Below are 13763 nucleotides of genomic sequence, written 5' to 3'. Positions count from 1 at the left end.
GGGTTATCTACCGCGCGCCGAGGATACGCTGCCACAGCGTGCCGCCGACGACCTTCCAGCCGAGATAGAAATACGCAACGATCAGCGCGAACAGCAGCAGCGCGGGAGCGCCGGTCAGGTTGAAACCGTCCTTGGTGGTCTGGCCGGTGGCGGCCCCGATCGCATAGCCGCCGCCGAAGAACACGGTGATGAAATCGAGGAAGCCGGCAAGGCCGCGGCGCCAGAACGGTTTTGCGAGTGGCGGGGGCTGATCGTTCGACATCGCAAGGCTCCGCTGCCTACCACTTGAGAATGACCGACACCGCCGATCAGGTGAAGGCGACCTCGATCCGGTTGTCGGCCTTTCCAGTGATCCGGCACGCTCGCGACAGCGCGTCGGCGGCGATTGCGAGCTTGAACTGGTCGGGAATCCCGGAGGTCGACAGCACCTCGATCGTTGCGGTGTCGCGCGACAGGCCGCGCACCGTGCAGTCGATCGTGGAATGGCCGGCATTGAAGCTGATCGTGCCGGCCTTGAACACGCGCCGCGCGGTCGGCGCAATCGACGGTGCGCGGTCGACCCAGGCCAGCGCCTGGTTGCGGCCGGCCTGCTTGGCGCCGTACATCGCAAGGTCGGCGTTGCGCAGCATGTCGTCAAAGCAATTGCCCGGCGAGAGCACCGCGCCGCCGAGGCTGCAGGTGACGCCGATGGTGCCGGCCGGTGTCTCGATCCGTGTCGCCGCAACGGCGGCACGCACCTTCTCCAGCACGCCCATCGCTTGCTCGAGTTTGGTGTGCGGCAACAGGATGCCGAACTCCTCGCCGCCGAGCCGGCCGATCAAATCGGAGCCGCGCAGCGCGCAGCGTGCGGCCTCCGCCACCGCCGCCAGCACCATGTCGCCGACCGCATGCCCGTAGGTGTCGTTGACCCGCTTGAAGTGATCGACATCGAGCACCGCGCAGGCGAGCGGGCTGATATGCCGCGTCGCCAGCGCAGTCAGCCGTTCGCCTTCGCCGCGGAAGGCGCGCCGCGACGAGCAGCCGGTGAGGGCGTCCTGCATGGACAGGTTCCGCAGCTTCAATTCATCGACGGCGATCGCGGCCAGGTCGACCAGCATGCTGGTCTCCTCGGCGCCGAAGTCATCGCGAGGGCGTGTGTCGATGGCGCACAGGCTTCCGATCACGGTGCCGGACACCTTGAGCTGTGCGCCGGCATAGAAGCGCACGAACGGCGCCCCGCGGACGAAGATGTTGTCCGCGAAGCGGGCGTCGCGCAGCATGTCGGGGACGACCAGCGGCTCATCCAGCGTGATGGTCACATTGCACGGCGCGGGCCGCCGGTCGGTTTCGCGCAGGTCCAGTCCGTCGGAGGCCTTGAACCATTGCCGGTGGCCGTCGATGAAGGTCAGCGTCGACATCGGCACGCGGAACATCTTGCGGCATAGCGAGGTCAGGCGGTCAAAGGCCAGTTCACGCGGCGTGTCGAGGACGTCGAGTTCCGCGAGCTTATCGAGGCGACGTGCCTCGCGATCATGCGCAGTATCCATCGGGGTACCTCCGGCGGCGGCACCCTCGCCGAAAGGCGTTAATGCTGCGTTGACGCGGTTAACGGCGTTTGCCCGCGGCGGTTTCATCGCCTTTAGGTGGCGGTGGTGCAAAACGCACCATGCGCAAACATGCCGCGACTGTTCTGACCGGAATCTTTTGCAGCCTGGTGACGTATTTTAGCGCCGCGCGTCTCTACCAATGGGCAGAGACCGGACAGCTGGTGGTGCTGGCCCGGAAGACATCCGATCAACCGGAGTTCATGTCCTGGGGCGACGATCGGGTCAGCTTCGTGCTGCTGTTCGCGCTCCATCTGTTTTTCCTCAAGACCGGACTGCACGGCATGCTCGTCACGTGCCGCGACGTTTGGTTGCGTGGTCGGGGTTGGGAACCGTGAGCGAATATCTAATCCAGGCATTGATCGAAGCGATCTTCACAAAGACCGGTCGCGGGCTGTGGGGCCTCGTCGGCGTGCCGCCGTACGAGATCGTGGCGATGATCAGCGGAATGATATTCTGGGGCCTCGTGGCCATATTCGCCTACGCCAGGATGCATGGGTAGAGCCAAGCTGGGCCGCCGACGGCAGTGCCGCCGACGCACTCTTGCCAAATTAGTTAGCCCCGATTAACCAGCCTTTCGCATCAACCTTGCCGCTTAAGACTGTCGCAATCGGCAATAATTATTGAGTATCTTGCGACCGGCGATTCCCGTTAAGGGACCGTGTCGCCGCTTTGGCAAATTTTCGGCGATTTTTGGGGACATTGAACCGCATGTGCGGCATCGTCGGCATTCTTGGACGCGCTCCGGTCGCGGAGCAACTGGTGGATTCGCTGAAGCGGCTCGAATATCGCGGCTATGATTCCGCCGGTGTCGCGACGCTTGAGAACGGCGTCCTGGCGCGGCGCCGCGCCGAGGGCAAGCTGAAGAATCTGGAAACCCGGCTGGAGGCCAAGCCGCTCGGCGGCCACACCGGCATCGGCCATACCCGCTGGGCCACCCACGGCAGGCCGACCGAGAACAACGCGCATCCGCACGCCACCGAACGCGTCGCCGTCGTGCATAACGGCATCATCGAGAATTTCCGCGAGCTGCGCGAGCACCTCGAAGCCAAGGGTGCGAAGTTCGCGACCGAGACCGACACCGAGGTCGTGGTGCATCTGGTCGACAATCTGCTCAAGGGCGGCGTCGCGCCGGTCGAGGCGGTGAGGGCGGTGCTGTCGCAGCTGCGCGGCGCGTTCGCGCTCGGCTTCATCTTCGCCGGCGAGGACGATTTGATGATCGGCGCCCGCAACGGCCCGCCGCTCGCGGTCGGCCACGGCGAGGGCGAGATGTATCTCGGCTCGGATGCGATCGCGCTCGGGCCGTTCACCGACACGATCAGCTATCTCGAGGACGGCGACTGGGTGGTGCTGAACCGCAAGGGCGCGACGATCTTCGACAAGGACAACGCCATCGTCCATCGCGAGGCGATCAAGCACACGACCGCGACGGCGCTGGTCGACAAGGCGAACTATCGCCACTTCATGGCGAAGGAAATCCACGAGCAGCCGGAAGTGGTCGGGCATACGCTCGCGCGCTATGTCGACATGGCGACCGAGCGCGTCACCATGCCGGTCAAGCTGCCGTTCGACTTCAAGGACATCCAGCGTATCTCGATCACCGCCTGCGGCACCGCGAGCTATGCCGGCTTCGTCGCGAAATACTGGCTGGAGCGGCTGGCGCGGCTGCCGGTCGAGCTCGATGTCGCCTCGGAGTTCCGCTACCGCGAGGCGCCGCTGCGCAAGGGCGATCTCGCGATCTTCATCTCGCAGTCCGGCGAGACCGCCGACACGCTGGCGGCGCTGCGCTACGCCAAGGCGCAGGGCGCGCACACGCTGTCGGTCGTCAACGTGCCGACCTCCACGATCGCGCGCGAGAGCGAGACCGTATTGCAGACGCTGGCCGGTCCCGAGATCGGCGTCGCCTCGACCAAGGCGTTCACCTGCCAGCTGATGGTGCTGGCCTCGCTCGCGGTTGCCGCCGGCAAGGCCCGCGGCGAGCTGTCCGATGCCGACGAGACCAAGCTGGTGCACGGCCTTGTCGAGATCCCGCGGCTGATGTCGGAAGCGCTGACCACCGAGCCGCAGATCGAGAAGTTGGCGCGCGAGATCTCGAAGTCGCGCGACGTGCTCTATCTCGGCCGCGGCACCAGCTATCCGCTGGCGCTGGAAGGCGCGCTGAAGCTGAAGGAAATCTCCTACATCCACGCCGAGGGCTACGCCGCCGGCGAGCTCAAGCACGGCCCGATCGCGTTGATCGACGAGCACATGCCGGTGGTGGTGATCGCCCCCTACGACAAGGTGTTCGAGAAGACCGTCTCCAACATGCAGGAAGTCGCCGCCCGCGGCGGCAAGATCATCCTGATGACCGACGCCAAGGGCGCCGCGGAGGCCACCATCCAGTCGCTGGTCACGATCGTGATGCCGGACATGGGGGCGACCTTCGCGCCGATGGTCTATGCGGTACCGGTGCAGCTACTCGCCTATCACACTGCCGTCGTGATGGGCACCGATGTCGATCAGCCCCGGAATCTGGCCAAATCGGTCACGGTCGAATAGCCGCAAGGGGGCCCGTCACGCGGCCCCTTCAAAAATCCGCTGGAATGGCTTAGCTGGGTGGTGGACTACGGCCGCTTCGACGACCCTGGAACCGCAATGACCTCCGATCAAGTGCCTCCTGACCCGTCTGGCGAATTGCATCCGGACCATCCGCGCGGGCTGATGGCGCGTTTCCGCAACTATTTCCTGACCGGCCTCGTGGTTGCCGGGCCGGTGGCGATCACCCTGTATTTGACCTGGTGGTTCGTGAACTGGGTCGACAACCTGGTCCGCCCGTTCGTGCCGACCGCCTACCGGCCGGAGACCTATCTGCCGTTCGGGCTGCCCGGTTCCGGCCTGATCGTCGCAGTCATCGCGCTGACGCTGCTCGGCTTCCTCACCGCCAACCTGATCGGGCGCACCCTGGTCGATCTCGGCGAGCGGCTGCTCGGGCGGATTCCTGCGGTGCGTGCGATCTATCGCGGCCTGAAGCAGGTGTTCGAGACGCTGTTCTCCGGCAACGGCTCGAGCTTCCGCCGCGTCGGGCTGGTCGAGTTTCCCTCGCCCGGGATGTGGTCGATCGTGCTGATCTCGCAGGCGCCGAGCGCCGAGCTCGCCGCCAGCTTCCCCGGAGGCGAGGAGCATATCTCGGTGTTCCTGCCGTGCGCGCCGAACCCGACCACCGGCTTCTTCTTCTATGTGCCGAAGAGCAAAATCATCGAGATCGAGATGAGCACCGAGGATGCCGCGACGCTGATCATGTCGGCCGGCGTGGTGCAGCCCGGCACCAACGATCAGAAGCGCGCCGCGGCGCTTGCCGGCATGGCCAATGCCGCGCGGATCGCCAACCAGGCCTCGTTGCAGCCGGCCGCGCCGGCCAAGGTCGAGGGCTGATCCTTCAGCCCGCGCCGATCAGCGGCACGGCCTCGTCGCGTTCGTAGAGGTAGAGCAGGACGCGCAGCGCTTCGCCGCGCTCGCCTTTCAGCTTCGGATTGTCCTTCATGATCCGCAGCGCCTCGTCGCGGGCCTGGGTGATGAGCTGGCCATGCACCTCGGAGCGCGCGATGCGGTAGCCGGGCAGGCCGCTCTGGCGAATGCCGAGCACGTCGCCTTCGCCGCGCAGCTTCAGATCCTCCTCGGCGATCCGGAATCCATCCGTGGTCTCGCGGATCACTTTCAGCCGCGCCGTCGACATCTCGCCGAGCGGTTCCTTGTAGAGCAACAGGCAGGTCGAGGCCTCCGAGCCGCGGCCGATGCGGCCGCGCAGCTGATGCAGCTGCGCGAGGCCGAAGCGCTCGGCGTTCTCGATCACCATAATGGTCGCCGCCGGCACGTCGACGCCAACCTCGACCACCGTCGTTGCCACCAGGAGGCCGATTTCATGCGCGGCGAACTGCGCCATGACGCGGTCTTTCTCGGCGCCCTTCATCTGGCCATGCACCAGGCCGACGCGATCGCCGAACCGCTGCTGCAGGCTCTCGAAACGTTCGGTGGCGTTGGTGAGGTGCTCGGTGCCTTCGGCCTCGGATTCATCGACCAGCGGGCAGATCCAGTAGACCAGCTTGCCGGCGCCGAGCGCGCGGCCGACGCCGTCCATGACGTCCTCGATCCGGCTCATCGGTACCGCGCGCGTATCGATCGGCTGGCGGCCGGCGGGCTTCTCACGCAACTCCGAAACATCCATGTCGCCGAAATAGGTCAGCACCAGCGTGCGCGGGATCGGCGTCGCGCTCAGCACCAGCACGTCGACGGCCTCGCCCTTGGAAGTCAGCGCGAGGCGCTCGCGCACGCCGAAGCGATGCTGCTCGTCGACCACGGCGAGCGCCAGATCCTTGTAGACGACGTCGTCCTGAATCAGTGCGTGAGTCCCGACCAGCAGATCGATCTCGCCGGCCTCGAGCCGCGCCAGCAGCTCGCGGCGTTCCTTGCCCTTCTCGCGGCCGGTGAGGATCGCAACCCGCATGCCGGCACGCTCGGCCAGCGGCGCGATGGTTTTGATGTGCTGGCGCGCCAGGATTTCGGTCGGCGCCATCAGCGCCGCCTGCTTGCCGACCTCCGTGACGGCGGCGGCCGCCAGCAGCGCCACCACGGTCTTGCCGGAACCGACATCGCCCTGCACCAGGCGCAGCATCCGTAGCGGCTGGCGCAGATCCTCCGTGATCGCCGCGACCGCCTCGCGCTGCGACTTGGTCAGCGCATAGGGCAGGGCATCGATGATCCTGTTGCGCAGATGGCCGTCGCCGGCATTGCGCACGCCGGCAGGGCGGCGCAGCGTGGCGCGGATCAGCGCCAGCGCGAGCTGGCCGGCGAGCAGTTCGTCGAACGCAAGCCGCGACCAGAACGGACCGTCGGGCAAAATGTCGCTCAGCTCGACTGGGACATGGACGCGGGTCAGCGCCTCCCGGATCGGCGGGAAGTTGCAGCGGCGCACCACCTCGGGGCTGATCCACTCCGGCAGATCCGGCAGCTTGGCCAGCGCCTGCGCGATCGCGCGGCGGAGCGAGCCGATCGCCAGCCCCTCGGTCAGCGGATAGACCGGATCGATGCCGGAGAGTTTTGCAAAGCCCGCTTCGTCGACCACGCGATCGGGATGCACGATCTGCGGGGTGCCGTCGTACATCGCCAGCGTGCCCGAGACGTAACGCTTCTCGCCGACCGGCAGCAGCTTCTCGACATAGCCGGGCTGGGCGCGGAAGAAGGTCAGCACGACATCGCCGGTGTCGTCGCTGGCATAAACAAGGTAGGGCGCGCGCGAATTGCGCGGCGGCGGCGGGCGATGGCGGTCGACGGAGACCTCCAGCGTCACCATGGTTCCGACCACAGCATCCCGGATCTTCGGCCGGGCACGGCGGTCGATCACGCTCGCCGGCAGATGCAGCAGCAGATCGACCAACCGAGGCGTCTCGCTGCGGTCGAGCAGGTAGCGCAGCAGCCTGTCCTGCTTCGGGCCGACGCCCGAAAGCGTCGTGACCTGGGCAAACAGCGGATTGAGCAAAGCGGGGCGCATCGCAGCCCTTTACACACGACTCACGTCATGCGCGCAAGGAAACCCCAAAACGCAGCGAATGAGGGCTGACATCGGCCGTCGCCGTCGCTATATCAAGCCCGCCCGGCACGTCCGGGCTTTTCGCGTTGAACGGATTTTGGGACATGACGGGATCGACACGATCGAGCCAGGGGCTCGATGACCGCCGCAAGCGGCTACTGTTTCGCTGCTGGCACCGCGGCACCCGGGAGATGGACCTGATCCTCGGCCGGTTCGCAGACGCGACCATTGGCGAGCTGTCCGATCAGGAGCTCGGTGAACTCGAGCAACTGATCGAGGTTCCGGATCCCGACCTCTACGCCGCGCTGACCGGCGACAAAGTGCTGCCGGCGGAATATGCGACCTCGCTGTTTGCTCGCATCAAGGCGTTCCGGGTCGCGGATCCCAGCGCATGAAACAGCCGATGAAATCGCCGGCCGCGATGCTCGCGCCCGGCCGCGTGCTGACCATCGCCAACGTCGCCGAGGGCGCCGAAGGGCTCGTCATTTCCGATCTGGCGCGCGCCATCGCCGCGCAGCCGAAGCGGCCGGCGGTCAGCCTCGCCGTGGTCTGCCGCGACGGCGCGCGGATGCAGCAGCTCGCCCGCGCGCTGGAGTTCTTCGCGCCGGATATCGCTGTCATGCAGATCCCGGCCTGGGACTGCCAGCCCTATGACCGCGTCTCGCCGCATTCCGGCATCCTGGCGCAGCGCCTGACCGCGCTCGCCAAGCTGTCGCGGCTGACGGGCTCCGACAAGCCGCTGATCGTGCTGACCACGGTGAACGCCGTCGTGCAGCGGGTGCCGGCGCGCGACCAGGTCGCCGCCCAGGCGCTGTCGGTCGCACCCGGCAACGTGGTGCCGATGGATTCGGTCGTGGCCTGGCTGGAGCACAATGGCTACACCCGCTCCTCCACGGTGCGCGAGCCCGGCGAATACGCCGTGCGCGGCGGCATCCTCGATTTGTATCCGGCCGGCCTCGACCAGCCGGTGCGCTTCGACTTCTTCGGCGACTCGCTCGAGTCGATCCGCACCTTCGATGCCGAGACCCAGCGCACGCATCTGGACATGCGCGGGCTCGACCTGGTGCCGGTCTCCGAATTCCAGCTCACAACCGAGACCATCCGCCGTTTCCGCATGGGCTATGTCGCGGCCTTCGGCGCGCCCGAGCGCGATGACCAGCTCTATGAAGCGGTCTCCGAGGGACGCCGCCATCCCGGCATGGAGCACTGGCTGCCGCTGTTCCAGGAGCGGATGGACACGCTGTTCGATTATCTCGACGGCGCAACCATCGCGATCGAGCCGCAGGGCGAGGACGCCGCGCGCGAGCGCTTCACGCAGATTGCCGACTACTATGACGCACGGCGGGAGGCGCTGGAGCATCCGGGCAGCGGCGCGATCTACAAGCCGTTGCCGCCGGACAAGCTCTATCTGACCGAAGCCGAATGGACCAAGCTGCTCGGCGACGCGCCGCTGGCGCGGCTGACGCCGTTCGCGGTGCCCGAAGGCACGGCCGACCTGTTCGACGCCGGCGCGCGGCAGGGCCGCAATTTCGCCCCCGAGCGTGCCGACAGCAATGTCAACGTGTTCGAGGCCGTGGTCGGCCATATCGGCGCGCTGCAATCACAGCGCAAGAAGGTCATCGTCGCGCTGTGGAGCGAGGGCTCGCGCGACCGCATGGGCGCGATGCTACGCGACCACAAGCTGCTCAACACGACCAGCGTCAACACCTGGCGGATCGTGCAGGCAACGCCGCGCAACGAGACCATGCTGGCCGTGCTCGGCATGGAGTCCGGCTTCGAGACCGACGAATTTGCCGTCATCAGCGAGCAGGATATTCTCGGCGACCGCCTGGTGAGGCCGCGCAAGGCGAGCCGCAAGCTCGACAATTTCATCTCGGAGGTGACCAGCCTTACGACCGGCGATCTCGTCGTCCATGTCGAGCACGGCATCGGCCGCTTCGTCGGCCTCCAGACGCTGGAAGTGTCCGGCGCGCCGCATGACTGTCTCGAGCTGCACTATGCGGCGGAGACGAAGCTGTTTCTGCCGGTCGAGAACATCGAGCTGCTGTCGCGCTACGGCTCCGATAGCGCCAATGTCGAGCTCGATCGTCTCGGCGGCGGCGGCTGGCAGGCGCGCAAGGCCAAGCTCAAGAACCGCATCCGCGAGATCGCGGGCGAGCTGATCAAGATCGCGGCCGAGCGGCAGCTGCATGAGGCGCCGAAATTCCCGCTGCAGCCGCACGTCTACGACGAGTTCTGCGCGCGTTTCCCCTATGAGGAGACTGAGGACCAGCTGGGGGCCATCACCTCGACCCTGAAGGACCTCGAGATCGGCCGCCCGATGGACCGGCTGATCTGCGGCGACGTCGGCTTCGGCAAGACCGAGGTCGCATTGCGCGCGGCCTTCGCCGTGGCGCTCGAGGGCCGGCAGGTCGCCGTCGTGGTCCCGACTACGCTATTGGCGCGGCAGCATTCGCGCACCTTCACCGAGCGCTTCAAGGGGTTCCCGGTCAATGTCGCGCAAGCGTCGCGGCTGGTGTCGACCAAGGAGTTGAACCAGACCAAGAAGGGGCTCGCCGACGGCAGCGTCGACATCGTCGTCGGCACCCACGCGCTGCTCGGCAAGGCGATCAAGTTCAAGGACCTCGGCCTCTTGATCGTCGACGAAGAGCAGCATTTCGGCGTCAGCCACAAGGAGCGGCTGAAGCAGCTCCGTGCTCAGGTCCACGTGCTGACGCTGTCGGCGACCCCGATCCCGCGCACGCTGCAGCTGGCGCTGACCGGCGTCCGCGAGCTCTCGATCATCGCTTCGCCGCCGGTCGATCGCCTTGCGGTACGCACCTTCGTCGCGCCGCACGATCCCCTGATGATCCGCGAGGCGCTGCTGCGCGAGCGCTATCGCGGCGGGCAGGCATTCTACGTCGTGCCGCGGATCGAGGATCTCGCCGGCGTCAAGGATTTCCTCGACAAGAACGTGCCGGAGATGAAGGTCGCGGTCGCCCACGGCCAGATGCCGCCGACCGTGATCGAGGACATCATGTCGGCGTTCTACGACGGCAAATACGACATCCTGCTGTCGACCACGATCGTCGAGTCCGGTCTCGACATCCCGAATGCCAACACGCTGATCGTGCACCGCGCCGACATGTTCGGCCTCGCCCAGCTCTACCAGCTGCGCGGCCGCGTCGGCCGCTCCAAGCTGCGCGCCTATGCGCTGTTCACGCTGCCGGCGCAGCAGAAGATCACGGCGCAGGCGGAACGGCGGCTCAAGGTGCTGCAGTCACTGGAGACACTGGGCGCGGGCTTCCAGCTTGCATCGCACGACCTCGACATCCGCGGCGCCGGCAATCTCTTGGGCGAGGAGCAGTCAGGCCACATCAAGGAAGTCGGCTTCGAGCTGTACCAGTCGATGCTGGAGGAGGCGATCGTCAACCTCAAGGCCGGCGTCGCCGAGCCCGCCGCCGACCGCTGGTCGCCGCAGATCACGATCGGCATGCCGGTGTTGATCCCCGAGGATTACGTCAACGATCTCAGCGTGCGGCTGTCGCTGTATCGCCGTCTGGCCGACCTCGACACCGACGAGGACATCGATGCCTTCGCCGCCGAGATGCGTGACCGCTTCGGCGTGCTGCCGGATGAGGTGCGCTACCTGTTCAAGGTCGCGGCGATCAAGGCCTATTGCCGCCGCGCCAATGTCGGCAAGGTCGATGCCGGTCCGAAGGGCGCCGTGATCGCATTCCGCGACAACAGCTTTGCGCATCCGGAGCGGCTCGTGACCTTCATCCGCCAGCACGGCCAGGCCGCCAAGGTGCGGCCGGACATGAAGGTGGTGTTCTTCCAGGACTGGGATACGCCGGAAGAGCGGCTCGCCGGCACGACAGAGATCCTGCGCCAGCTCGCCAACCTCGCCGAGAGCAAGAAGGCGGCGTGAGACGTCGCTCGCGGCGCCAACCGGTTTGGCGCACACGCTGGCGCGACTGTGCAGAGATCACACATCGCGTGCTGATCTTGTCATGAGTGAACTGCACGATGCTGTGTGTGCGGTTCCGTGCACACGGCAGCGGTCATCTTCAAGCGCCTTTGGTTTCAACACAACGTCGTGTTGGATCGGGGTTTTGACTGACATGGGTGTTGCCGGTATGGTTTGCATCTCAAAGTCGTTCGCAGTCGGTACTAAAGGCCGCAAGCAAGCACGATGCATCAACTCCTTTGCCGGTTGCTTTTCATCGGGCTTTGCCTTGCGTTGACCATCCTGCCGATCGAGGCCTTCGCCGGCACCCGCCTGGCGCTGGTGCTTGGCAACAGCAAATACCAGGCCGTTCCCGCCCTCGATAATCCCGCCAATGACGCAGCCGATCTCGCGACGGCTTTGCGCGGCATGGGCTTCACCGTGATCGAAGCGCGTGACGGGACCCGGGACGCCATGGCTAACGCAGTACGCGATTTTTCCGCGCGGCTGAGCGGGGCCGACGTCGCGTTGTTCTTCTACGCAGGTCACGGCCTGCAGATGAACGGCGAAAACTATCTGGTCCCGGTCGACGCGAAAATCGAAACGCCGGCGGATGTGCGCTTCAACACCGTGAACCTGACCGACATCCAGCAGGAGATGGAAGGGACGGGGCGGGCCAACATCATCGTCCTCGACGCTTGCCGCAACAATCCCTTTCTCGACAAGCTCGCGCGCGGCAGTCGCGCGGCGCCCAGTCGCGGGCTCGGCCGCGTCGATGCCAGCGGGCAGGGCTCGCTGATCGTCTATTCGACGCAGCCGAACAACGTCGCGCTCGACGGTGCCGGGCGAAATTCGCCATTCACCGCTGCGCTCCTGAAGCATATCGCGACACCCGGCATCGAAGTGCGCCAGATGCTGTCCAGGGTTCGCGGCGACGTGCTCGCGGCAACTGATCAGAAGCAGACGCCCTGGGACAGTTCCTCCCTGGTCGGCGACGTCTATCTGGCGGGAGCGCCGTCTCCGGTCACCACAGCCTCGCCGACTTCCACTCCGGCGCAACCGGCTCCTTCAGCCCTATCGGCGGCAGGCGATGTGGCGCAAGCGACCGCCGGCGCAGCGCCGGTGACGCCACAAGCCGACGCGCAGCGCGTCGCAGCCCAGACACCGCCGCTTGCCGCCGGCGGCCCTGATGGCGACTGCGAGCGCGCGGCCGCACCGGCGCCGCCATTCGCCAGCCCTGAGCAATTGAGAATCGACAACACGCATGATTTCGCGGCCGCGATCCCGATCTGCGAGGCGGCGCTGCGCGCCAATCCCGATCAACCGCGGCTCGAATTTCTGCTCGGCCTCGCCTATGGCGGAACGAAAAACTATCTGGTCGCGCAGCGCTATCTGGCCAAGGCCGCGGATGCCGGCTACGCACCGGCGCAAGGCAAGCTCGGGGTCTATTTCGCGACCGGGCGCGGGGTCGTCAAAGACATGCCGCGCGCTTTCGAGCTGTTCAGCAAGGCGGCCGCAGCGGGAGAGCCGGGCGCGATCAGCAATCTCGGCGCAATGTATTCCAATGGCAATTTCGTCAAGAAGGACGAGGCGAGGGCGCTCGAGCTCTATCAGAAGGCAATCGAGGCGGGTGATCCTTTCGCGCTCGCCCAGACCGGCTTGATGTACTTCTACGGCAAGGGAACGCCGCGCGACTACGGCACGGCCGCGCAATATTTTCAGCAGGCGGCCGATCTCAACGACGGATTTTCTCTCAAATACCTCGCCGTCATGCAGGAGCGGGGATTGCTCGGCGCGCCCGATGCCGCCAAGGCCGCCGAGTTGCGGCGCCGGGCTGTCCAGGTCGATCCGGGCAGCCAGGATCCAAACGTGCCAAAGCAGCTGAATGCGAGCGGGCCGCGACGCGCGTCTGGCGTCCATCACGTGCGCAGGATCTACTACTACCGCTTCGTCGGCTGCAGATGGGCCTGGTGCTGAAGATCGAAACGATCTTCACTTCGCGGATTGGTCTCAGAGTGGAACCGAAGATCCCAGGAGGGCGCGACGGTTCCACAGTGTGAACAACGGGCAGGGAACTTTGAACTTTAAGCCAACTGGATCTTGACGGCTTTTCGACGAATCGTAAGCTGATCGTGTTTTTTATTCAGACCGGCTTTTATATTTTGGATGACGTAGCATCTTGAATCTGGTTCGCGTCTCGCCAGCATTTCAACTGCTCTCCGAAGCTCAATGATCAAGAGTTCGCGCCAAGTGGATTGGCGCGGGCGTGCGGGCTTTTTTCCGCTGCCGGCACGCCGCCGGCCAAGCTCGGCAGCGGGCCAACGGCCGGGCTGGGTTCGACGGGAACGCTGAAGCTCGATAATTCGGCGAGCTTCAACGGCACCGTCGCCGGGATGACGGGTTCGGACGCGATCGATTTCGCGAATATCAGTTTTGCGAACGTTCAAACGCCGAGCTTCAGCGGAACCAGCACGAACGGAACGCTCACGGTGACGGACGGCACCGTCACGGCGAGCATTGCACTGCTGGGCAACTACATGGCCTCGACCTTCACGACCTCGAGCGACGGCCATGGCGGTACCCTGGTTGTCGATCCGCCGGCGACGCAGGTCAGCCAGCTGGCGCAACCGCAGCACGCGTGAGGGCGCGAAGGACAGGCATGCGAAGCCGCCCAGATAAGGCGGCTTCG

The 13763-nt window shown here is 65.9% G+C and carries 11 protein-coding genes; 8 read left to right on the top strand and 3 right to left on the bottom strand.

The window, feature by feature from the left end; translation table 11 throughout:
* Positions 1 to 7: 7 nt before the first annotated feature.
* The gene (locus ALC15_RS32315; RefSeq protein ID WP_050630787.1) at positions 8 to 262 is read right to left on the bottom strand and encodes a hypothetical protein; all 255 of its coding nucleotides are present in this window, start codon (positions 260 to 262) and stop codon (positions 8 to 10) included.
* A gap of 46 nt (positions 263 to 308) precedes the next feature.
* Entirely contained in the window at positions 309 to 1526 is a 1218-nt protein-coding gene (locus ALC15_RS32310; RefSeq protein WP_050630786.1) for a GGDEF domain-containing protein, read from the bottom strand.
* 119 nt (positions 1527 to 1645) lie between these two features.
* On the opposite strand from ALC15_RS32310, the gene ALC15_RS32305 reads away from it, so the two are divergent.
* The 4 genes from ALC15_RS32305 to ALC15_RS32295 all read left to right on the top strand — a co-directional run bounded on the left by ALC15_RS32305 (position 1646) and on the right by ALC15_RS32295 (position 4994).
* On the top strand, positions 1646 to 1921 hold the full coding sequence (locus tag ALC15_RS32305) for a hypothetical protein (RefSeq protein ID WP_050630785.1): 276 nt from the start codon (positions 1646 to 1648) through the stop codon (positions 1919 to 1921).
* Complete coding sequence (locus ALC15_RS44300; protein ID WP_157860958.1) at positions 1918 to 2085, top strand: hypothetical protein; 168 nt, start codon at positions 1918 to 1920, stop codon at positions 2083 to 2085. The genes ALC15_RS32305 and ALC15_RS44300 overlap by 4 nt, the downstream gene beginning before the upstream one ends.
* Positions 2086 to 2294: 209 nt before the next feature.
* Complete coding sequence (glmS, locus tag ALC15_RS32300; RefSeq protein ID WP_050630784.1) at positions 2295 to 4121, top strand: glutamine--fructose-6-phosphate transaminase (isomerizing); 1827 nt, start codon at positions 2295 to 2297, stop codon at positions 4119 to 4121.
* Positions 4122 to 4217: 96 nt separating this feature from the next.
* Complete coding sequence (locus ALC15_RS32295) at positions 4218 to 4994, top strand: DUF502 domain-containing protein (RefSeq protein WP_050630820.1); 777 nt, start codon at positions 4218 to 4220, stop codon at positions 4992 to 4994.
* Positions 4995 to 4998: 4 nt separating this feature from the next.
* Here the strand turns inward: ALC15_RS32295 and recG are convergent, their stop codons facing one another.
* Positions 4999 to 7107 (bottom strand): ATP-dependent DNA helicase RecG, encoded by a 2109-nt coding sequence (gene recG / locus ALC15_RS32290; protein ID WP_050630783.1) that lies wholly within the window; start codon positions 7105 to 7107, stop codon positions 4999 to 5001.
* A 143-nt stretch (positions 7108 to 7250) separates the two neighbouring features.
* On the opposite strand from recG, the gene ALC15_RS32285 reads away from it, so the two are divergent.
* The 4 genes from ALC15_RS32285 to ALC15_RS32270 all read left to right on the top strand — a co-directional run bounded on the left by ALC15_RS32285 (position 7251) and on the right by ALC15_RS32270 (position 13716).
* Positions 7251 to 7541 carry an FAD assembly factor SdhE gene (locus tag ALC15_RS32285; protein WP_050630782.1) on the top strand — a complete coding sequence of 97 codons (291 nt, stop codon included), beginning with the start codon at positions 7251 to 7253 and terminating at the stop codon, positions 7539 to 7541.
* On the top strand, positions 7538 to 11056 hold the full coding sequence (gene mfd / locus ALC15_RS32280; RefSeq protein ID WP_050630781.1) for a transcription-repair coupling factor: 3519 nt from the start codon (positions 7538 to 7540) through the stop codon (positions 11054 to 11056). The genes ALC15_RS32285 and mfd overlap by 4 nt, the downstream gene beginning before the upstream one ends.
* A 285-nt stretch (positions 11057 to 11341) precedes the next feature.
* Positions 11342 to 13051 (top strand): caspase family protein, encoded by a 1710-nt coding sequence (locus ALC15_RS32275; RefSeq protein ID WP_050630780.1) that lies wholly within the window; start codon positions 11342 to 11344, stop codon positions 13049 to 13051.
* 278 nt (positions 13052 to 13329) lie between these two features.
* Positions 13330 to 13716 carry a hypothetical protein gene (locus ALC15_RS32270; RefSeq protein ID WP_050630779.1) on the top strand — a complete coding sequence of 129 codons (387 nt, stop codon included), beginning with the start codon at positions 13330 to 13332 and terminating at the stop codon, positions 13714 to 13716.
* Positions 13717 to 13763: the final 47 nt, after the last annotated feature.

Origin of the sequence: Bradyrhizobium viridifuturi (assembly GCF_001238275.1) — a bacterium.
In the GTDB taxonomy this organism is placed as follows: Bacteria; Pseudomonadota; Alphaproteobacteria; order Rhizobiales; family Xanthobacteraceae; genus Bradyrhizobium; species Bradyrhizobium viridifuturi.
Note: the sequence above shows the minus strand (reverse complement) of the source record. Positions and strands in the feature narration are given on the sequence as shown.

What these genes read in the sequence shown, in the direction of transcription:
- ALC15_RS32315 (WP_050630787.1), bottom strand. Translation starts at nt 262, where the DNA reads ATGTCGAACGATCAGCCCCCGCCACTCGCAAAACCGTTCTGGCGCCGC.
- ALC15_RS32310 (WP_050630786.1), bottom strand. Translation starts at nt 1,526, where the DNA reads ATGGATACTGCGCATGATCGCGAGGCACGTCGCCTCGATAAGCTCGCG.
- ALC15_RS32305 (WP_050630785.1), top strand. Translation starts at nt 1,646, where the DNA reads ATGCGCAAACATGCCGCGACTGTTCTGACCGGAATCTTTTGCAGCCTG.
- glmS (WP_050630784.1), top strand. Translation starts at nt 2,295, where the DNA reads ATGTGCGGCATCGTCGGCATTCTTGGACGCGCTCCGGTCGCGGAGCAA.
- ALC15_RS32295 (WP_050630820.1), top strand. Translation starts at nt 4,218, where the DNA reads ATGACCTCCGATCAAGTGCCTCCTGACCCGTCTGGCGAATTGCATCCG.
- recG (WP_050630783.1), bottom strand. Translation starts at nt 7,107, where the DNA reads ATGCGCCCCGCTTTGCTCAATCCGCTGTTTGCCCAGGTCACGACGCTT.
- ALC15_RS32285 (WP_050630782.1), top strand. Translation starts at nt 7,251, where the DNA reads ATGACGGGATCGACACGATCGAGCCAGGGGCTCGATGACCGCCGCAAG.
- mfd (WP_050630781.1), top strand. Translation starts at nt 7,538, where the DNA reads ATGAAACAGCCGATGAAATCGCCGGCCGCGATGCTCGCGCCCGGCCGC.